Consider the following 19,730-nt stretch of genomic DNA (forward strand, 5'->3'; position numbering starts at 1 on the left):
TGCGCCGATCCTGCGGCCCCCACCCAACCCTCCCCCGCAAGCGGGGGAGGGCTTTTTCGTGACCGCAGAGCTCCTGCAATTCCTGGTCTCCGGCCTGACGGTCGGCGCGGTGTATGCGCTGGTCGCGCTGGGCTTCACGCTGATCTACAACGCGTCGGACGTGGTGAATTTCGCGCAAGGCGAGTTCGTCATGCTCGGCGGCATGGTGACGGTCTTCGCCACGGCGGCCGGCCTTGCGCTGCCACTGGCGGCGGCGCTGGCGATCCTGGTGGCGGTCGCGGTCGGGCTGCTGCTGCATCGCTTGGCGATCGAGCCGGCGCGGGGCGCCTCCGCCGTCACGCTCATCATCATCACCATCGGCGCCAGCATCTTCCTGCGTGGCGTCGCGCAGATCGTCTTCGACAAGCGCTTCCACCAGATGCCCGGCTTCTCCGGCAACGACCCGATCCTGCTCGCGGGCGCGGCGATCCTGCCGCAGAGCCTCTGGGTGCTGGGCGGCGCGATCCTCGTCTTTCTCGGCCTTTTCGTATTCCTCGAGAAGACGCTGCTCGGCAAGGCGGTGCTGGCGACGGCGGCGAACCGTCTGGCTGCGCGGCTGGTGGGCGTGGACACCTCCTTCGTGCTGGCGCTCTCCTTCGGGCTGAGCGCGGCGATCGGCGCGCTCGCGGGAATCCTCATCACGCCGATAACGCTGACCTCCTTCGATGTCGGCACCATGCTGGCGCTGAAGGGGTTCGCGGCGGCGATGCTGGGCGGCATGGGCAGTCCGCTCGGCGCGGTCGTGGGCGGGCTATTGCTCGGCCTGCTCGAAAGCTTCGCGGCGGGCACGATCTCCTCCGCCTACAAGGACGCGGTCGCCTTCGTGGTGATCCTGGCCGTGCTGTTCACCCTGCCGCAGGGCCTGTTCGGGCGGCGCAGCGTGGAGCGCGTGTGATGGGCTCCCGCTGGGCGACGCTGATCATCCTCGCGGCCGTCATCGGCACGATCCCCTGGTTCTTCCCGACCGGCTTCTACTTCCGTGTGGCCGCGCTGATCTGGGTGACGGCGCTGGCCGCGGTCGGGCTGCAGATCCTGATGGGGCAGGCGGGGCAGGTCAGCCTTGGCCATGCCGGCTTCGTCGGGATCGGTGCCTACACCATGGCGCTCGGGCCCAAGCTGCTGGGGATCGACGTGCTGCTCTGCCTGCCGCTCGGCGCTGCCATCGCGGGCGGCGTGGCCTTCGTAGTCGGCCGGCCGATCCTGAAGCTCAAGGGCCACTACCTGGCGGTCGCCACGCTCGGCTTCGGCATGCTGGTGACGATGGTGCTGGTGAACGAGTTTGCGCTCACCGGCGGTCCCGACGGCATCCGCGTGCCGCGCGCGGAGATCGGCGAATGGCGCATCCGCGGCGGCGAGACCTTCTACTGGATCACCGGCGTCGCGCTGCTGATCGGCGTCTGGATCGCGCTGAACCTGCAGGCGAGCCCGGCGGGCCGGGCGCTGGCGGCGCTGCATGACAGCGAGGTCGCGGCGCGCACGGTGGGCATCGATGTGGCGAAGCACAAGCTGCGCGCCTTCGTCATCGCCGCCGTCTATGCCGCGGTGGCCGGCGGGCTGCTCGCGCTGATGAACGGCTTCGTCACGCCGGATGCGGCGGGCTTCCTCGCTTCCATCGAATACGTGACGATGGTGGTGATCGGGGGCCTCGCCTCGGTGCCCGGCGCGGTGGTCGGCGCGGCGCTGCTGGTGCTGCTGCCGCAGACGCTGACCTTCCTGCACGACTACGAGCAGGCGGCGATCGGCCTGCTCATCATGCTGTTCATGATTTTTCTTCGCGCCGGCATCGTGCCGGGCCTGGCGGGACTGCTCCGCCGCAAGCCGGCATGAGTTCCCGCGGCGAGGCCCTGCTGTCGGCCGAAGGCATCGGCATCGCCTTCGGCGGGCTGCGCGCGCTCGATGGCGTCGGCTTTTCCGCGCGCGCGGGAGAGATCCTCGCCATCATCGGCCCGAACGGCGCAGGCAAGACCACGCTGTTCAACATCGTCTCCGGCCTCTACCGCGCGAGCGAGGGACGCATCGTGCTGGACGGGCAGGACGTGACGCAGGCGCCGCCGCACCGCCTGGCGGCGCTGGGCCTGTCGCGCACCTTCCAGAACCTGCAGGTGTTCTTCCGCATGACGGCGCTGGAGAACGTGATGGCGGGGCGGCACCTGCGCGAAGGCTCGACGCTGTTCGCCGACCTGTTCCGGCTGCCGCGCTCGCGCCGCGCCAATGCGGCGACGCGCGATGCCGCGATGGCGCTGCTGGAGGAGGTGGGGCTGGCCGACACGGCCGAGCTGCCCGCCGGCTCGCTGCCCTACGGCGCGCTGAAGCGGCTGGAGATCGCGCGCGCGCTGGCGACCGAGCCGCGCGTGCTGCTGCTGGACGAGCCCGCCGCCGGCTGCAACCCCGTGGAAACGGAGGAGATCGACGGCCTCATCGCGCAGGTCGCCGCGCGCGGTGTCGCGGTGGTGCTGATCGAGCACGACATGAAGCTGGTGATGCGCATCAGCCGCCATGTCGTCGTGCTGAACCAGGGCCGCATGCTGGCGGAAGGCACGCCCGAGCAGGTGCGCACGAACCCCGAGGTGATCGCCGCCTATCTCGGCACGCATGGCGTGAAGGAGGCCAGTCTTGCTTGAGGTGCGGGACCTGCAATCCGCCTATGGCCGGATCCTCGCACTGAAGGGCGTCTCGCTGCGCGTCGAGACCGGCGAGATCACCGCGATCGTCGGCGGCAACGGCGCGGGCAAGACGACGCTGCTGCGCTGCCTCTCCGGCGTGCAGCCGGTCAGCGCCGGCCGCGTGACCTTCCATGGCGAGGACATCACCGGCTGGACGCCGCATCGCCGCGTCGCAGCCGGCATCGCGCAATCGCCCGAGGGCCGGCAGGTCTTCGGCCCTCTGTCCGTCGAGGACAATCTGCGCCTGGGTGCGTTCCGCCGCGGGCGCGCGACAACGGACGAGAATCTGGAAAGCGTCTTCGCGATGTTCCCGATCCTGCGCGAGAAGCGCGCGCTGCCGGCCGCGGGGCTTTCCGGCGGGCAGCAGCAGATGCTGGCGATCGGCCGCGCGCTGATGAGCGAGCCGCGGCTGCTGCTGCTGGACGAGCCGAGCATGGGCCTGGCGCCGGTGCTGGTGGACCAGATCCTGGAGTCGGTGTTGGCGCTGAAGCGTTCCGGCGTCACGGTGCTGCTGGTGGAGCAGAATGCGAGTGCGGCGCTGGCGATCGCGGACCGGGGCTATGTCATCGAGACGGGGAAGATCGCCTTCAGTGGAACGGGGCCGGCGCTGCTCCATGATCCGGGGGTGCGGGAGGCTTATCTGGGGGTGTAGCGGGTATGGGTTTCGGCTTACCCCCCACCCCATCCCTCCCCCGTAAACGGGGGAGGGGGGCTCGCAGCGCCGTCGGCTGGCGCCCGTCGCATAACCGAGCCTACAGCGCGCAGTGCTTCCCTCCCCCGTTTACGGGGGAGGGATAGGGTGGGGGGAAGCCGACTTCCGCAGTTCCGCGATCACCTCGGCAATCCGCAGCAGAACACCGTCGAGGTTCTCGGTCACCTCATTGTTCCAGAACCGCAGTACGTTCCACCCCGCCTCACGCATCGCGGCATCGCGCACGGCGTCTCGCATATCGCCGTGCTGGCCGCCATCCACCTCGACGACGAGGCGCAATTCGACGCAGGCGAAGTCGGCAATGTACGGAGGGATCGCATGCTGGCGGCGGAAGGTGGCGCCGAGCGCGTCGAGGCGGATCGCGCGCCAGAGCTTGTGTTCTGTCGGGGTCATGTCGCGGCGAAGGCTGCGCGCGCGGTCGCGGAGGCCGTGGTCGCGCATATCGGGTTCCCCCCACCCCATCCCTCCCCCGTGAACGGGGGAGGGAGCCGCTACAAGTCGTTCGGGGCCACTCCGCCTTTCGCGACGATCATGGTGCTCGTTGGAAGCCGTCTGCTTCCATTTGCTCGACGCAGGCCCGAAGGTCCACTGCGTCGCGCATGGAAGGCAATATGAAGTAGAACTCGGTCGTGCAGGTCACGGCGGCTCCAGTCTCCGATCGAACGAGCCGAACTGAATCGCGCGAGCACGCGGACAAGAGAACTGCCCCAGCAAGCAGCGCGGCGACAGCGGGCAGGGGGCGGGCCATCACCGCGCCATCTGCACCACGCCATGCTGCTCCCGCACCGCGTGGAACTTCAGCGCCGGAAAATCCTCTTCCGCCCGCTTGCGCCGCCAGTCGGAGCTGAACAGCGCAACATACTCGCCGTCATGGTCCTCCGCCGTGTCGCTGCGGTTGGTTGCGGCCCAGCGATCGATCTCGCCGCGGTCGCCGGTGATCCAGCGCAGCACCTGCCAGCGCGTGGCGTCGAAGCCCGCCGGCACGCCGTATTCGACCTTCAGCCGCGATTGCAGCACGTCAAGCTGAAGCTGCCCCACTACGCCCACCACCGGCGGGCTGCCGTCCAACGGACGAAAAATCTGCACCACGCCTTCCTCGGCCAACTGGTCGAGCGCGGTGCGCAGCTTCTTCGCCAGCATCGGGTCCTCCAGCCGCACATGTCGAAGGATCTCGGGTGCAAATGACGGAACACCCTTGAAATTGACCTCCTCGCCCTCGGTCAGCGTGTCGCCGATGCGCAGCGTGCCGTGGTTGGCGATGCCCACCACGTCGCCCGGCCAGGCCTCCTCGGCCACCTGGCGTTCCTTGGCGAAGAAGAACAGCGGCGCGTTCACCGGCACCTGCTTGCCGGTGCGCACCTGGCGCAGGCGCATGCCCTTGGTCAGCCGCCCGCTGCACAGCCGCACGAAGGCGACGCGGTCGCGGTGGTTGGGGTCCATGTTGGCCTGGACCTTGAAGACGAAGCCGGTCAGGCGCGGCTCCTCCGGCTCCACGTTGCGCGGGTCGGCCGGGCGCATGCCGGGCGGGGGGGCGAAGCGCGAGAGGCCTTCCAGCAGGTGGCCCACGCCGAAGTCGCGCAGCGCGCTGCCGAAGAACACAGGCGTCAGCGTGCCCTCGCGGAAGGCTTCGAGGTCGAAGGGCTTCAGGCCGGCCTCGGCCAGCAGCACCTCCTCCTCGAGCGCCGTGGCGCGCTCGGCGCCGACCAGCTCCGCGATCTTCGGGTCGTCGTAGCCGCTGACCGAAATACCTTCGTCCTCGGTCGCGTCCACCGGCATCAGGCGCTTGGCCAGGATGTCGTAGGTGCCCCAGAACTCGCTGGCGCGGCCGACCGGCCAGGCGACCGGGGCGGCATCGAGCGCGAGCGTCTTCTCGATCTCGTCGATCAGCTCGAAGGGATCGCGTGCCTCGCGGTCCATCTTGTTGACGAAGGTGACGATCGGGATGTCGCGCAGGCGGCACACCTCGAACAGCTTGCGGGTCTGGCTCTCGATGCCCTTGGCGGCGTCGAGCACCATCACCGCGGCGTCCACCGCCGTCAGCGTGCGGTAGGTGTCCTCGGAGAAATCCTCGTGGCCCGGCGTGTCGAGCAGGTTGAACACCACGCCCGCACGCTCGAAGGTCATGACGCTGGTCGCGACGGAGATGCCGCGGTCCTGCTCGATCTTCATCCAGTCCGACCGCGTGCGTCGCGCATTGCCCTTGGCGCGCACCGCGCCGGCAAGCTGTATCGCGCCGCCCTTCAGCAGCAGCTTCTCGGTCAGCGTGGTCTTGCCCGCGTCGGGGTGGGCGATGATCGCGAAGGTGCGCCGCCGCGCGGCTTCCCGCGCGACCGCGTCAACGGCCAGGGTTTCGCTCATGGCCGGGCATATAGCGTTTCGCGGCCCGCCGTATCAGCCCCGGGAGCGTTCCAATAACCGCACCAGCCCATGCACCCCGCGCATCACCGGGGCGGGGTGGTCCAGCCGCTCCGCCATCTCGACCAGGGCGCCGATGATCGGGCCGAGTTCCAGCCGCCGCCCGGCCTCCAGGTCCTGCAGCATGGAGGTGCGGAAGGCGCCGATGCGGCGGGTGACGGCCATGCGCTCCGCGATGGAGCCGAGCGGCGCCAGGCCGATCGCCTGCCCGAGCGTGTCCATCTCCGCCATCATCGCCTCCGCCAGGCCGCGGACGCCGGGCTCGTCCAGCATGTCGGAGAGCGTCGCGCGGCAGAGGGCGCTGAGCGGGTTCATGTTCGAATTGCCCCAGAGCTTGCGCCAGATCTCCTGGCGCAGGGCGACGGTGGGCTCGGCCGGGATGCCGCCGGCGCGGAGCGTGGCGACCGTTGCGTCCAGCAGGGCGGCATTGCCGGTGCCCATGTCGCCGATCGGCAGGCGGTCGGCCTTCGCCAGGCGGATCACCCCGGGCGCCGCCACGCTGGCGGCGGCATGCACCACCGCGGCCAGGATGCGCCCGGGTGGGATGGCGGCCGCGAGCGCCCCTCCGGGGTCAACGCTGTCCAGCGCCTGGCCCTGCAGCCTGCCGCCGAAGCCCTGGAGGAAGAACCAGGGCACGCCGTTCTGGGCCGAGAGCACGCGCGTCTGCGGCCCCATCGCGGCCTGGATCAACGGCAGAGCGCCCGGCAGGTCCTGGCCCTTGATCCCCAGCACCAGCAGGTCCGGAAGCGGGAGGGCGTCCGGGCTCTCCGCGGCGCGGATGGGGTGGCGCTGCTCGGCGGCGCCGTCGCGCAGGACCAGGCCGTCCCGCCGGAGCGCCGCGAGCGTGGCGCCGCGGGCGAGCGCCGAAACCTCCGCCCCGCCGGCCGCAAAGCCCGCAGCCAGCCAGCCGCCGATCGCGCCGATGCCGAGAACCGTGACCTTCATGCCGAATCCCTCTGCCCGAAGGGACGCGGTGCGGCAACAATGCCAGGCACCGAACCGGAGGACCCTGGATGATCGCGCGCCGCGCCCTGCTCGCCCTGCCCCTGCTGGCCAGCCCAGCCTTCGCGCAGCCGGCGCCCTGGCCGCAGCGGACGGTGCGGCTGATCGTGCCCTTCCCGCCCGGCGGCACCACGGATGTGCTGGCCCGGGCGCTGGCGGCGAAGTGGCAGGAAGGCTGGGGCCAGCAGGTGGTGGTGGACAACAAGGGCGGCGGCGGCGGCGTGATCGGCACGCAGGAGGCGTTCCGGGCCGCGCCTGACGGCTACACGCTGGTGCTCGGCAACAACCAGACCCAGGCGACGAACGGCGCGCTGATGACGAACCTGCCCTACGACCCTGCGGGCTTCGCCGCCATCACGCTGGTCGCGCGCGCCCCGCATGCGCTGGTGGTGCCGGCGTCCTCCCCCGCGAAGACGGTGGCGGAGCTTGTGGCGCTGGGGCGGCAGCCGGGCAGGGGGCTGTCCTATGCCTCGCCCTCCGCCGGTTCCTCGGCGCATCTGATGAGCGAGACCTTCGCGCGGCGGAACGGCATGAACGTGACGCATGTGCCCTATCGCGGCGCCGGGCCGGCCGCGCAGGACCTGGCGGCGGGAACCGTGGATTTCATGATGGCGACCTGGGCGAGCGTCTCCGGACTGGCCTCGGGGGGCCGTATCCGTGCGTTGGGCGTCGGCGGCGCAACGCGCTTCCCGGACCTGCCGGATGTGCCGACGCTCAAGGAGCTCGGCTACGACTATGTCTCCGGCGATGCCTGGTTCGGCCTTTTCGCGCCGCTCGGTACTCCGGCGCCGATCCTGGAAAAGGTCCATGAGGCGACGGTCGCGGCGTTGTCGGACCCCGTACTGCGCGGCCGGCTGGAAGCCGCGGGCTTCCGGATCGCGACGATGACGCCGGCGGAATTCGGTCCGTTTCACCAAGCCGAGGTCGTGCGCTGGGCGGCGCTGGTGAAGGAATCCGGGGTGACGCTGACGAACTGAGCCGGCCGACTCACGAACTGATGAGGGGGGTGGGTTGCGCGCTTCGCACCCCATGACCCCTTCACCTTCGCCTTGCCAAAGGCTACATGGGCCGCGATGCAGACGAAGAAGCTCTTCGATTTCAACGAGCGCAAGAACGCTGCGGAGGAGGCCCGCAAGGCCGCCGCCGAGAAGTTCTCCGCGATGAAGGCCCGCCTCGACGACCCCGAGGTGCAGAAGCGCATGGCCGAGCAGAAGGCCGTGGCCGAGGCGCGCGCGGCGCGCGAGGCGGAGAAGCGTGCCGCCAGGCTGGCCGAGAAGCAGGCGGCCGAGGCGGCCCGCCAGGCCGCGAAGCGCGAGGCCGAGCGGAAGGCGCAGGAAGAACTCGCCCGTCGCCGCGCCGCCGAGATCGAGGCCGCGAACGCCGCCGCCCGCCGCGCCGCGGACCAGCGCAACCGCGCCGTCACCCTGGCTGCGGCCCACAAGGCGATGCAGGACGCCCGCAAGGCGCGCCAGCGCTGACGCTGCCGTTGCGGCGCCGCCCGGCGCCGCGATCCCAGTAGCCTGTTTTCACGTCCGTCATGACCCCGCCGTCAGCGTCGGCGGAAGTCTCGCGGCAATGCGCGCTGCCGAGGCCCGCACGGCGGGTGCCAGCGCCAGCAGCGCCTCGCGGCTGAGCCGGAACGCCGGCACCGTCAGGCTGATGGCGCCATGCGGCCGGCCATGCCGGTCCAGGATCGGCGCGCCGAGGCTCCGTACCTCCGCCGCCTGCTCGCCATCGTCCAGCGCGAAGCCGTCATCGCGTGCTGCATCGAGCGCCGCCTCCAGCGCCGCGCGCGTGACCAGGGTGTTCGGTGTGTGCCGGACAAGCCGGATGCGACCGAGCAGCGCGGCGCGGTGCTCCGCCGGCAGGAAGGCCAGCACCGCCTTGCCCGTGCCGCTGCAATAGGCCGGGCCGCGCGCGCCCACCCGCAACCGGAAACTCACGGGATCGCGGCTGTCCACCTGCGCCAGGTACAGCATCTCGTCGCCGTCCAGCACGGCCAGGCGCACCGTCTCTCCGGTCCGGTCGCGCAGGCCTTCCATCTCCTCCTCGGCGGCGGCGCGCAGGTCGAGTCCGGCCCAGGCCTGGTTCGCCAGCGCGATCAGGCGCAGCCCGAGCCGCCAGCCGCCGCGCGGGTCCGGCCGGGCGAGCCCCTCCTCCTGCAGAGCCGCCAGGATGCGGTGCAGCGTCGCCTTGGAATGACCCGTGGCCGCGGCGAGGTCGGTGAAGCGGCACGGCGCCTCGGCCTGCGCGATCGCGGCGAGCACGTCGACATGGCGGGCGAAGACGCTGCGGGGCGGCGTCGGGATTGGGGGCGCGCGGTCTCTGGGCATGGCTCCGGCCATGAGGGGATGCGGGTGCTGCTTGACGCGCCGAGGCGGCGCGCGGCAAGATCACATAGAACGGAACTAAGTTTCGATCAATGAAACTTCCGGCCTTGCCGGGGAGGATCGCCGCGTGACCCCATTGCCGCGCCTGTCGGGCGTGCATCCCATCCTCTATGCCTTCTACGGCCCGGACGGCCGGCTCGACCGTGCCGCGCTGGACCGCCAGGTGGATGTCAGCCTTGCCGCCGGTTGCCACGGCATCGCGCTGCTCGGCCTGGTGACCGAGGTGTTCCGGCTGTCGCCGGACGAACGCCTCGACCTCGTGGGCTGGGCCGCCGCACGGATCGCCGGCCGCGTGCCGCTGATGGCGACCGTCGCCGAGGCCAGCGTGCACGGCCAGCTCGACTTCATCGCCGAGGCGAAGCGGCGCGGTGCCGACTGGGTGGTGCTGCAGCCGCCGCCGTCGAAAGGGGTCCCTGAACGAGAGGTGCTGCGATTCCTGGGCGCGGTGGCGGACCGCTCTCCGCTGCCGGTCGGCGTGCAGAACAACCCGCTCAACATGGAGGTTTCGGTCTCCAACGACGCGCTGCTGGCGTTGCACCGGAACCACCCGAACATCCGTTTCATGAAGGCCGAGGGCCCGGCCGTGTCGGTCGGCGCCTTCGCGCGCGAGGCATCGAGGACCTGCGACGTCTTCGCCGGCCATGGCGGGATCGAGTGGCCGACCAACCTGCGCAGCGGCTGCCAGGGGCTGATCCCCGCGCCCGAGCTGGTCGACGCACAGGTCGCGATCTGGACGCACTGGGCTGCCGGCGAGACGGAGAAGGCCGAGGCGCTGCACCGCGCCATCCTGCCCGTGGTGGTCTTCATGTCGCGCGCCCTGCCGCTGCTGATTGCCTATGGCAAGCGGCTGATGGCCGCGCGCATGGGCTGGCCCGCCGTGCATCCGCGCATGCCAGAAGCTTCTGTCACGCCCTTCGGCATGGAGGAGCTCGCGCGCTTCGCGGCGCTGCTGGGCCCGCTGCACGTCGAGCCAGGGCACCCGCTTTCCCCCGCGCTGCGCCGCTGCGCGGGGTTGGACGCCTGACGAAGGGAGGAACACCGATGACCACCACACGTCGCGGCCTGCTGGCCGGCGCCGCCGCACTCGCCGCGCCGGCGGCCATGGCGCAACCCGCCTGGCCGGAGCGCGGCCTGCGCATCATCGTGCCGCTTTCGCCGGGCGGCATCTCGGACACCATGGCGCGCCTGGTGGCGGAGGCGCTGCAGCAGCGGCTCGGCCGGCCGGTGGCGGTCGAGAACCGGTCGGGCGCCGGCGGCGCGATCGGGATGGAGGCGGTCGCGCGCGCCGCGCCGGATGGCTACACGCTGGGCATGGGCAACATCGCCGCGAACGCGATCCTGCCCGCCATGATGCGCGACCGCCTGCCTTATGACGCGGTGGCCGACTTCACGCCGATCTGCCTGGTGGCGCGCACGCCGAGCGTTCTGGTGGTCAATCCGCAGAAGGTTCCCGTGCGGGACCTCGCGGAATTCATCGCCTTTCTCCGCGCCAATCCGGACCGGCTCAACTTCGGCTCCTCCGGCGTCGGCACCAGCCTGCACCTGGCGATGGAGATGCTGATGCTGGAGACCGGGACGCGCATGACGCATGTGCCCTTCCGCGGCTCCTCCGACATGATCACCGCGATGGTGGCCGGGCAGGTGGACCTGGCTGTGGACAGCTTCGCCACGGCCTGGCCGCATGTGCAGGCGGGCCGGCTGCGGGCCATCGCCGTGCCCACCGCCGAGCGGCTGCCCTTCGCGCCGGAGCTGCCGACCATCGCCTCCGTGCTGCCCGCGGTGCAGCTCAATCCCTGGCACGGCATCATGGGGCCGGCAGGGATGCCGGCGCCGATCGTGACGCGGCTGAACACGGAGATCGTGGCCTATCTGCGCGACCCCGCGGTGGTGCGGCGCTTCGCCGGCTTCGGGGGCGTCGCCGCGCCCGACACGCCGGAACAGTTCCGCGCGCTGATGATCGAGGACCGGGATCGCTTCCGCGCCCTCATCGCGCGCACCGGCATCACCCCGGGCTGAGCGCGTCATGCCCGCCATCGCCTCGGTCGAGGCCTTTATCGTGGTCGTGCCGCGCGACGTTCCCTATCTGGGGCCGCTGCGTGCGGGCGAGACGATCAACACGCGCGGCTACTTCATCCGCCGTGGCAACCGCAGCGCCTATCCCGCCACCGACACCTCGGTGCTGGTGAAGGTCACGACGGCATGCGGCTGCGTCGGCTGGGGCGAGAGCTACGCCATCGTCGCGCCCGGCGCGGTGGCGGAGATCGTGACCGACCTGCTCGGCCCGCTCTGCATCGGGCGCGACGCGCGCGATCCGATCCCGCTGCACGAGGACCTGTACGACACGATGCGCGTGCGCGGCTTCGTCAGCGGCTATTTCGTGGACGCGCTGGCGGGCCTCGACATCGCGGTGTGGGATGCGGCGGCGCGGCTGGCAGGGCTGCCGCTCTGCCGGCTGCTCGGCGGGCAGCGTCACGCGTCGCTGCCGGCCTATGTCTCGGGCCTCCCGCGGGAGACGCTGGCCGCCCGCGTGGATCTCGCCCGCGACTGGCAGGCGAAGGGCTTTGACGCGGTGAAGTTCGCCGCCGCGGTCGCGGAGGAAGGCGAGGAGGCGGAGATGGCGGCGCTGCGCCGCGCGCTGGGTCCCGGCATGCGCATCGCCTGCGACATGCACTGGAAGCACACCGCCCTGGCTGCCACGCGGCTGATCGACCGCATGCACGCGCACGACCTGTGGTTCGCGGAGGCGCCGGTCGCGCCCGAGGATATCGAGGGCCAGCGCGAGGTCGCGGCCAAGGCGCGCACCTCCGTCGCGCTGGGCGAGGAATGGCGCACCGCCTTCGAATACCGCCCGCGCCTGATCGGCCGCTGCATGGACATCATCCAGCCGGAGATGGCGCATACCGGCGTGACGGAGTTCATGAAGATCGGCCGCATGGCGGAAGCCTTCCACTGCCGGGTGATCCCGCATGCCTCCATCGGCATCGGCATCTTCCAGGCGGCAAGCCTGCAGGCCTCCGTCGCGCTGCAGAATTGCGACGGGCACGAATACCAGCACTCGATCTTCGACCGGAACCTGCGCTTCGTGACCGGCGACATGGCCTGCGCCGACGGCGCCTATCGCCTGCCGTCCGGCCCGGGGCTGGGCGTCGCGCCGAGCGAGGAGGTCTGGCGCTACGCGCGCCAGCATCACCCGGCCTGAGTCACCTTCAGCGCAGCAAGGCGGCGAGCGGCGGGCAGCATGCCCGCATCGCCTCGCTCGCCGGCAGGCCGAGCGCGCGGCAGGCGGCGAAGGCCATCGCCAGGTTGGACGACAGCAGCGGCACGCCGAGCCGTGCCTGCATCCATTCCATGGCGTCCAGCGTCGCCGCGCCGGTGCCGGAGATCAGCACGGCGCAATCCGTGGGCGGCGCCAGCTTCGCAAGGCCGTCGGCGACCTCCTCCGGCGTCAGGTCATAGGCGCGGAAGCTGTCGGAGACCTTGAACGACTCCACCAGGTCGAGCCCGGCTGCGGCCCAGTAGCGCTCCGCGCGCTCCGTCAGCCAGCCCGGGTAGGGCGAGAACAGCAGCAGGCGCCGGCGCCCCAGCGCCGAGAGCGCCGCCGCGATGGCGCGGGCGGCGAGGATCACCGGCCTGCCGGCATCGGCCGAAAGCCGATCCTGCAGGGCCGCGTCGTCCTGCGGCGGCAAGGCATAACTGGGGCCGGTGATGCCGACCAGCACCGCATCGAGCGGCAGCGCGCCGAAGGCACCGAGCGCGGCTTCCACATGACCGAGATAGACGGCGTTCCGCTGTTCCAGCGTGGTGTTCGGCATCACCGGCAGCCGCGCGACATGCAGTGCTGCCTGGTGCGGCAGAAGGTGCCGGGTCTCAGGCTCGACCGCCGGGTTGGCGGAGGGCGAGAGCAGGCCGACGCGATGCGTGGGGTGCCAGCGGCGGGGCGGATGGGTCATGGCGCGCCGGCCTTCGCGATATCGAGCATGCTTGCCTCCCGCGCCCAGGCGCGCGCCTGATCGGGTGCGAGCGCCGCCATGCGCGCCACTTCGCCGGCCGGATCGGCGGCGACGCGCGCATCCGTGCGCGGCAGCAGCGCCTCCCGCACCGTGCGCAGACGCGCCGCGGCCCATGCATCCAGCAGCGCATCGCCGTGCCCGTCGAGCACGCGCCGCAGCGTGGCGGCCAGGGTCATCGCATCGTGGACGCCGGCATTCATGTTCATGCCGCCGCGCGTGTTCGTCAGATGCGCCGCATCGCCCGCCAGAAGCACGCGACCGGCGCGATAGGTCACCGCCATGGCCTTGCGCACGCCATACACGTCGCGCCCCGTGATTGGCATCTCCGCGACCTGCGGCAGGAACCGCCCAAGCTGCGCGCGGGCGTAGACATCCGAGAGCGCGTCCAGGTCGGTCATGTCCGGCGGCATGCGCAGGATCACCCGCCAGACCTCCGGCATGCGCAGCAGCGAGCAGGAGCCCTCCGCGTCGTAGAGATAGCCGAGACCATCCAGCGCCGGCACATGCGCGCGCAGGTCGAGCGGCGTCAGCAGCCGCAGAACGCGATGCGCGTAGTCGTTGGTCTCCGCCGCGATTCCGGCCAGGCCGCGCACCGCGCCGGAGGAACCATCGCAGCCGATGAGGTAGCGCGCGCGGTGCGACGAGCCATCCTCGCAGGTGACCGTGACGCCGCCATCATCCTGCGTGAGTGCCGCGACGCCGGCGTCGAAGCGCACGCTATTGGCAGGCAGCGCAGCCAACAGCGCGGGCGTGAGGTAATGCTGTTCCCGATGCCAGCGGAAGGGAAAGCGCGACTCCTCCGCCAGGATGCCGAGGTCGAGCGTTGCCACCGCGCCGCTGTCCACGCGACGCCAGAGGATGCGGTCCACCTGCACGCCGCCCGGGCGCAGCGCAGCAAAGACGCCGAGCTCGTCCAGCGCCTCGAGCGTCGGCGGATGGAAGGTGGAGGCGCGCGACGCCGTGGACAGGCCCTCGCGCTTCTCCAGCACCTGCACCGCGATGCCCCGCCGTTGCAGCGCCAGCGCGAGCGCCAGGCCGACAGGGCCCGCGCCGGCTATCAGGATATCCGTCATCCGAAGAGCCCTTCCGCGGGTGCGTCATCCAGCACCGCGGCGAGGGCGCGCGCGACGCCGGCATCGCCCAGCGTCGGGCCGGCGAAGCGCGCGAATTTCTCGCAGGCTTCCGGCTCTGTCATTGGGCGATCGGGATCGCCCGTGACGCCGGTGACGGCTTCGCGGACGCCATCCACGGCGAGCGTCGCGCCGCGCTTGCCGGCGGCGGTGAGCGCGCTGTCCTCGACCAGCTCGACCATCGCTTCCAGGGCGCGAAGCTGCGGATCGGCGAGGGCTTCCTCGGTGTAGGCGGCAGGGCCGAGATCGCCCTGCACCAGCGCGGCGGCGACGGCCCAGCTCAGGCTGAACTGCGCGGAGATGGCGGCGCGCGGCGCGCGGTTGCCGGCATAGCGCAGCGCCTCGGCATAGGTCGACAGCGTGATCCGCCGCGGCGTGGCGGGCACGCGGTCGCGCAGCGCGATCGCGGCGGCAGCGCCGTAATGCGCGTGGCGCACGCCAGCGAAGGGTTTCAGGTAGGCGTGTTCGAGCAGCCAGGCGCCGGGCGGGGTGACGACGGCCATGCCTGCATGGCCGAGTGCGATCTTCCGCGCCTGCGCGAAGCCATCTTCCGGCGCATCCATCCCTGCGATTGCTGCCGCCGCCGCCATGCTGCCGAGCAGCGCGGCATGCGCGGGATAGGCGTTGCGCCCGTCCATCCCCGCCGCGATCGGCGCATAGAGCGAGAAGGGCACCTGGCAGGCCACCAGCCGCACCGCGCGCGCGATGCCGGCCGCGTCCAGCCCCATCAGCCGCGCGGCGCAGGCGGCGGCGCCCAGGCTGTGCCAGGAGCCGTCCACATGCATGCCCGGCCTGATGCGCCACGCCTCGCCGGCGCGCGCCGCAACCTCGTAGCCCAGCGCGAAGGCGGCGAGGCTGTCCTGCGCCGAGGCGCCGCGCGCGCGCGCGACCAGCGCAAGCGGCGCCACCGGCAAGGCGGGCCTGCCATGCGCGATCGCCAGGCCCTCATTCGCCTCGTCCCAGCAGGTGGCGGTGGAAAGCACCGCCGCGGCCGCGCCCGGGGCCAGGCGCGCGCCCGCCAGGGCGACATCGCCGGGGAAAGCGTATTCGAGCGCGCGCGCAAAGCCTGCGACGCGCGGATGCCGCAGCCCCGCCAGCGCGCAGCCGAGGCTGTCCAGCAGCAGCAGCCGCGCCTTCCGCGCCGCCGCGCTGCCGGCAGCCGGCCCCGGCACCGCCCAGGCGATGGTCTCCTGCAAGATCAGTCCGCGCGCGCGCCGGAACGCTGCACGGCCTCGCGCCACACCTGGCGCTCCCGCGCCATCAGCGGCACCAGCGCGGCGCGGCCCTGGGGCATCGCGTCGGCGCGGCGCTGCTGCAGCACGGCCGCCCAGTCCGGGCTTTCCAGCACGGCCTTGAAGGCCGCTTCCAGCCCGGCCTGGATCGGCTCCGGCAGCGCGGACTGGATGAACAGGCCATACCAGGGGCTGGCATCGAAGCCCGGCAGCGTCTCGGCCACGGCGGGCACTTCGGGCATCGCGCGGAAGCGCTGGCCGGAACTGACCGCGATGGCGCGCAGCGGTCCGCCCTGGCCGACCTGCGGCGCGGAGGTGGCGAGGCCATCGAAGGCGACGGGGATTGTGCCGGCGATCATGTCGGTCAGCAGCGGTGCGCTGCCGCGATAGGGCACATGCGTCATCTCGATGCCGGCCATGCTGCGGAAAAGCTCCATCGAGAGATGCGTGAAGCTGCCGACGCCGTTCGATCCGTAGTTCAGCCCGCCCGTCGTCGCCTTCGCCTTGGCGATGAGCTGCGTGACATTCGTCACGTCCGGCGCCGCCTTCGGCGAGACCACCAGCAGGTTCGGCTGCTGGCCGAGCATGCCGATCGGCGTGAAATCCGCATCCGGGTCATAGGGCAGCCGCGCATAGAGCGCCTTGTTGATGGCGATGATGCCCTGCGTCGCGACCAGCACCGTGCTGCCATCCGGCGTCGCGCGCGCGACGAGTTCGGCCGCGAGGTTGCCGCCGGCGCCGCCGCGGTTCTCCACCACCACCGTCTGGCCGATGCGCGCCTGGAGCTGCTCGGCGCAGGCGCGGGCCAGGATGTCCGTCAGGCCGCCGGGCGCAAAGGGCACCACAAGGCGCATCGGCCGGCCGGGCGTCCAGGCAGACTGCGCCTGCGCGATCGCCGGCATTGCGAGGAGCGTCAGCGCAGCGCGCCGGCCAAAGCGAAGGGTCATGCTGATGCCTCTTGTTGTCAGAAGAAGGTGCGGATCGCGCCGGTGATGCGGAACTCCTCGTCCACCAGCGGGATCGCCTGCCACTTGTCGAAGGTGGTGCAGGGATGCGCGACGCCGAGCACGACGATGTCGGCGACGCGCAGCAGCCCGTCGGCCGGGCCGATCAGGTAGCCATGCTGGTCGTTCATGCCCGTGACCTTGTGGAAGGCGCCGAAGGGCATGGATTTCGTCTCGCCGGCGCGGATTAGGCGCAGCGGCACGGGCCAGCCCGTGTCGAAGCCGATGTCGCGCTTGCCGCAGGTGATGATGGCGCGGCCGGGCTCCGGCACGGATTGCACATGCGCCCAGACCTCCATCGCCGCCTGCAGGTCGCCGACTGGCCAGTCCAGACCGAGGCTTTCCCTGCGCATGCGCTTGTAGGACTGCTCGTAGCCGAGGCTGTCATGCGTGACATAGCAGCCGCTGCGCAGCACGCGCCGCACCGGCAGGCCGAGATCGCCGGCTTCGGCGAGGCGCGGGCCGATGCGGTCGAAGAAGGCGGAGCCGCCGGCGGTCAGCAGGATCTCCGCATTGCCGAACAGGTTCTGCGCCGCGCAGGTGCGTGCGGTGTCGTCCAGCGTGCGGAGGAAGGCATCGACCTCGGCGGTCTCGGCCAGCAGGCCCTCGAAGGCTTCCACGCCGGCGAGGCGGAGGCCCGGTGCCGCGGCGATGGCGCGCGCGACCTCCAGAGCGGTCTTCGTGTCGCGTGCACCGGTGCGCCCGCCCATTGCGCCGACTTCCAGCAGCACGTTGAGCGGCCTGTCGTGGCCCGCGCGCGCAGCGCCGATGGTGAGGCCCTCCACCACCGCGAGGCTGTCGGCCAGGACGTACAGGTCGAACTCGGGATCGGCGATGGCGGCGAAGGCGGCGTCCACGGCGATGCGGCCGACCGGCTGGTTCGCCCAGATCACGCGCTTCATGCCGAAGCGCCGTGCAACCTGCAACTGGTGCATGGTGGCGACGGTGATGCCCCAGGCGCCTTCCGCGATCTGCATCGCCCAGATCTGCGGCGCCATCGTCGTCTTGCCATGCGGGCAGAGCGAGAGGCCGTTGCGCCGCGCGAAATCCGCCATCCAGCGCGCGTTGCGGCGCATGCGGTCCACGCGCAGCACGGCGAGCGGGAGCGGCATCTCCGGCAGCGCCCAGCCCTGCGCGCCGATCTCATCGAGCCGCAGCGAGGCGCCGGGCTTCACGCCCTTGACCGTGCCGCCGAGCCGGAAGCCCGCGATCGCCTCGTCGCGCGGGGCGAGCGGATCGCCGACCGACATGCCGTCCATCACTGCTTGTAGTCCGGCTCTTCCTTGTCGAGGATGCGGCGCCAGGCGTTGAGGTGCAGCCGCGCATCGTAGCGGTCGCCCCAGGGCCCGTTGTAGCGGCGGCGCAGGCGTTCCGGCAGGTGGTGCATCGCCTGGCCCGTGGACATCGCGGTCATCTGGTACATCGCGGTGCGCTCCGCGATGAAGCATTCGTCGAAGGCATCGGCGACGGTCGGGCCGACCACCGTGACGCCATGGCCGCGCATCACCATGGTGGACTTATCGCCGAGGCAGCGCGCGATGCGGTCGCCTTCCTCATTGTGGTGCACCGGCTCATCGCCCTCATGGTCGTAGACGATGCGGTCGTTCAACGCGAGGTTGTTGTGGTGCGACAGGTGCATCTCCGCATCCCGCAGCAGGGACAGCGCAGTCAGCCAGCGCGGATGCACATGGATCACGCAGGCGGCGTTCGGGTTCAGCAGGTGGATGCGCGCATGGATGTGGAAGGCGACCTTGCGCAGCTCCCCCTCGCCGCGCAGCACGGTGCCATCCAGGTCGCAGACGATGAGGTCCGACGCCTTCAATTCCTGGAACAGATAGCCGCGCGGATTGATCAGGAAGCGCGGCTCCTTCTCGTCTGGCAGCATCAGCGAGTTGTGGTTGCCGATCTGCTCGTTCCAGCCTTCGCGCGCGGCGACGCGGAACACCGCCGCCATGTCGCAGCGCAACTCCCACTCGCGGGCCTCGGCTTCGCTGTTGCTGCGGGCCTCGATGATGGCGGCCATGGCTGTGCCTTCCTCGTGTTGCCGTTCGGGCGAGCCTACATATCCCGGGCGATCACCGCTACCGGGTCGCCCGCCTTCACCCGTCCGACATGGCGCACGCACCAGAGCAGGCCGGTTGCCTTGTAGGACAGTGCAATGGGCGGCGCGACGGGATCCTCGATGCGGTGCAGCAATCCCGCCGGTCCATCGGCCTGGACGGTGTGACCAAGCGGATGCGCAGCCTCCCATATGCCGTCGGCCGGGGCGAAGACGTAATGCGCGAGGTCCGGCACGGTCATCCGGCGCGACGGGCCGTATTCTCCGACTTCGGGAAGCCCTTCCAGCACGCCGGCATGGCGCAGCACGTTGCGCACGCCGCGCTTCGTGATGGTCAGCGCCGCCGGGCTGAGGCGCCCGCCCCCGCCAAGCTCGGAAGAGAGCGCGACGATGCCGCGGTTCTCGGCCGCGGCCAGCAGGGTCGGGCCAGCATTCACCTCCTTCAGCAGCAGCGTGACCGGCGCACCGAAGGCATCCGCCATCGCCAGCGTGCGGGCCTGCATCCCCGCATGGTCCAGGATGTGGCCGACCGCGCTCGGCACGATGTCCATGCCCGTGCCGCCGCTGTGCAGGTCCATCTGGTAGTCGCAGATCGGCAGCAGCACGCTGTCCACGAAATGCGCAAGGGAGAGCGCGAAGCCGCCGAAGGGATCGCCCGGGAAGCAGCGGTTGAAGTCGCGGCCGTCGAGCGGCGAGAGGCGCTTGCCGGCGGCGCAGGCGGGGTAGTGCATGGCCGGCAGCAGGATGACGCGGCCCTGCACCTCCTCCGGCCGCAACGTGCGGGCGAGGTCCAGCAGCGTGACCTGGCCCTCGTATTCGTCGCCATGGTTGCCGGCGGTCAGCAGCACCGTGGGACCCGTGCCGTTCGCGACGACGACGATCGGCACCTGGATGGTGCCCCAGCCGGAATCGTCGCGCGACTGCGGCACGCGAAGGTGGCCGACCTGCCGACCACTGCCCCAGAGGTCCACCTCCGGCACCACCGGGCTGTTCGTCATCCCGCGATTTCTCCGCATTGATGTTTCTCGTGACCCGACGGTAGCATCCTCCCGCGAAGACGGGAGAGGGGACGGC

Annotated in this window: 20 protein-coding genes; 9 read left to right on the forward strand and 11 right to left on the reverse strand. The window is 71.3% G+C overall.

The window, feature by feature from the left end:
- Nucleotides 1–58 precede the first annotated feature (58 nt).
- Genes E4T13_RS27630 through E4T13_RS27645 form a run of 4 tightly spaced genes read left to right on the forward strand, consistent with a single transcriptional unit; the run spans nt 59 to nt 3,354 of the window.
- Nucleotides 59–934 carry a branched-chain amino acid ABC transporter permease gene (locus E4T13_RS27630; protein WP_137181556.1) on the forward strand — a complete coding sequence of 292 codons (876 nt, stop codon included), beginning with the start codon at nt 59–61 and terminating at the stop codon, nt 932–934.
- Nucleotides 934–1,866 carry a branched-chain amino acid ABC transporter permease gene (locus E4T13_RS27635; RefSeq protein ID WP_137181557.1) on the forward strand — a complete coding sequence of 311 codons (933 nt, stop codon included), beginning with the start codon at nt 934–936 and terminating at the stop codon, nt 1,864–1,866. The genes E4T13_RS27630 and E4T13_RS27635 overlap by 1 nt, the downstream gene beginning before the upstream one ends.
- Nucleotides 1,863–2,660, forward strand: a complete 798-nt coding sequence (locus E4T13_RS27640) for an ABC transporter ATP-binding protein (protein WP_137181558.1) — start codon at nt 1,863–1,865, stop codon at nt 2,658–2,660. Before E4T13_RS27635 ends, E4T13_RS27640 begins: the two co-directional genes overlap by 4 nt.
- Entirely contained in the window at nt 2,653–3,354 is a 702-nt protein-coding gene (locus E4T13_RS27645; protein ID WP_137181559.1) for an ABC transporter ATP-binding protein, read from the forward strand. The genes E4T13_RS27640 and E4T13_RS27645 overlap by 8 nt, the downstream gene beginning before the upstream one ends.
- 129 nt (nt 3,355–3,483) lie before the next feature.
- Here the strand turns inward: E4T13_RS27645 and E4T13_RS27650 are convergent, their stop codons facing one another.
- From E4T13_RS27650 to E4T13_RS27660, 3 genes are all read right to left on the reverse strand, one after another.
- On the reverse strand, nt 3,484–3,855 hold the full coding sequence (locus tag E4T13_RS27650) for an endonuclease domain-containing protein (protein WP_137181560.1): 372 nt from the start codon (nt 3,853–3,855) through the stop codon (nt 3,484–3,486).
- Nucleotides 3,856–4,161: 306 nt separating this feature from the next.
- On the reverse strand, nt 4,162–5,772 hold the full coding sequence (locus tag E4T13_RS27655) for a peptide chain release factor 3 (RefSeq protein WP_137181561.1): 1,611 nt from the start codon (nt 5,770–5,772) through the stop codon (nt 4,162–4,164).
- Nucleotides 5,773–5,805: 33 nt separating this feature from the next.
- The gene (locus E4T13_RS27660) at nt 5,806–6,774 is read right to left on the reverse strand and encodes a 2-dehydropantoate 2-reductase (RefSeq protein WP_137181562.1); all 969 of its coding nucleotides are present in this window, start codon (nt 6,772–6,774) and stop codon (nt 5,806–5,808) included.
- A gap of 68 nt (nt 6,775–6,842) precedes the next feature.
- Between E4T13_RS27660 and E4T13_RS27665 the strand changes: the two genes are divergently transcribed.
- Nucleotides 6,843–7,808 carry a tripartite tricarboxylate transporter substrate binding protein gene (locus tag E4T13_RS27665; protein ID WP_137181563.1) on the forward strand — a complete coding sequence of 322 codons (966 nt, stop codon included), beginning with the start codon at nt 6,843–6,845 and terminating at the stop codon, nt 7,806–7,808.
- Between the two features lie 96 nt (nt 7,809–7,904).
- Nucleotides 7,905–8,309, forward strand: a complete 405-nt coding sequence (locus E4T13_RS27670; protein WP_137181564.1) for a DUF6481 family protein — start codon at nt 7,905–7,907, stop codon at nt 8,307–8,309.
- 57 nt (nt 8,310–8,366) lie between these two features.
- On the opposite strand, the gene E4T13_RS27675 is transcribed toward E4T13_RS27670, so the two are convergent.
- Nucleotides 8,367–9,164 (reverse strand): IclR family transcriptional regulator, encoded by a 798-nt coding sequence (locus E4T13_RS27675; RefSeq protein WP_170985289.1) that lies wholly within the window; start codon nt 9,162–9,164, stop codon nt 8,367–8,369.
- Between the two features lie 124 nt (nt 9,165–9,288).
- On the opposite strand from E4T13_RS27675, the gene E4T13_RS27680 reads away from it, so the two are divergent.
- From E4T13_RS27680 to E4T13_RS27690, 3 genes are read left to right on the forward strand one after another with little or no spacing between them, the layout of a single operon-like run.
- Nucleotides 9,289–10,245: a dihydrodipicolinate synthase family protein gene (locus E4T13_RS27680; protein WP_170985290.1), complete on the forward strand. Its 957-nt coding sequence runs from the start codon at nt 9,289–9,291 to the stop codon at nt 10,243–10,245.
- Between the two features lie 17 nt (nt 10,246–10,262).
- Nucleotides 10,263–11,237: a tripartite tricarboxylate transporter substrate binding protein gene (locus E4T13_RS27685; protein ID WP_137181567.1), complete on the forward strand. Its 975-nt coding sequence runs from the start codon at nt 10,263–10,265 to the stop codon at nt 11,235–11,237.
- Nucleotides 11,238–11,244: 7 nt separating this feature from the next.
- Nucleotides 11,245–12,420: a mandelate racemase/muconate lactonizing enzyme family protein gene (locus E4T13_RS27690; protein WP_137181568.1), complete on the forward strand. Its 1,176-nt coding sequence runs from the start codon at nt 11,245–11,247 to the stop codon at nt 12,418–12,420.
- A 7-nt stretch (nt 12,421–12,427) separates the two neighbouring features.
- Here E4T13_RS27690 and E4T13_RS27695 read toward each other — a convergent pair whose 3' ends face one another.
- Genes E4T13_RS27695 through E4T13_RS27725 form a run of 7 tightly spaced genes read right to left on the reverse strand, consistent with a single transcriptional unit; the run spans nt 12,428 to nt 19,654 of the window.
- Complete coding sequence (locus tag E4T13_RS27695; protein WP_137181569.1) at nt 12,428–13,171, reverse strand: arylmalonate decarboxylase; 744 nt, start codon at nt 13,169–13,171, stop codon at nt 12,428–12,430.
- Nucleotides 13,168–14,304: an NAD(P)/FAD-dependent oxidoreductase gene (locus tag E4T13_RS27700; RefSeq protein WP_137181570.1), complete on the reverse strand. Its 1,137-nt coding sequence runs from the start codon at nt 14,302–14,304 to the stop codon at nt 13,168–13,170. Before E4T13_RS27700 ends, E4T13_RS27695 begins: the two co-directional genes overlap by 4 nt.
- Nucleotides 14,301–15,557 carry an MmgE/PrpD family protein gene (locus tag E4T13_RS27705; RefSeq protein ID WP_170985291.1) on the reverse strand — a complete coding sequence of 419 codons (1,257 nt, stop codon included), beginning with the start codon at nt 15,555–15,557 and terminating at the stop codon, nt 14,301–14,303. Before E4T13_RS27705 ends, E4T13_RS27700 begins: the two co-directional genes overlap by 4 nt.
- A 2-nt stretch (nt 15,558–15,559) precedes the next feature.
- Nucleotides 15,560–16,540 carry a tripartite tricarboxylate transporter substrate binding protein gene (locus tag E4T13_RS27710; RefSeq protein ID WP_137181572.1) on the reverse strand — a complete coding sequence of 327 codons (981 nt, stop codon included), beginning with the start codon at nt 16,538–16,540 and terminating at the stop codon, nt 15,560–15,562.
- A 17-nt stretch (nt 16,541–16,557) separates the two neighbouring features.
- The gene (locus tag E4T13_RS27715) at nt 16,558–17,847 is read right to left on the reverse strand and encodes an alanine racemase (protein WP_170985292.1); all 1,290 of its coding nucleotides are present in this window, start codon (nt 17,845–17,847) and stop codon (nt 16,558–16,560) included.
- Between the two features lie 8 nt (nt 17,848–17,855).
- Nucleotides 17,856–18,620: a class II aldolase/adducin family protein gene (locus E4T13_RS27720; RefSeq protein WP_137181574.1), complete on the reverse strand. Its 765-nt coding sequence runs from the start codon at nt 18,618–18,620 to the stop codon at nt 17,856–17,858.
- Between the two features lie 35 nt (nt 18,621–18,655).
- Nucleotides 18,656–19,654 (reverse strand): succinylglutamate desuccinylase/aspartoacylase family protein, encoded by a 999-nt coding sequence (locus E4T13_RS27725; RefSeq protein ID WP_137181575.1) that lies wholly within the window; start codon nt 19,652–19,654, stop codon nt 18,656–18,658.
- Nucleotides 19,655–19,730: the final 76 nt, after the last annotated feature.

The organism is Roseomonas sp. AR75 (genome assembly GCF_005222815.1).
Taxonomy (GTDB): domain Bacteria; phylum Pseudomonadota; class Alphaproteobacteria; order Acetobacterales; family Acetobacteraceae; genus Falsiroseomonas.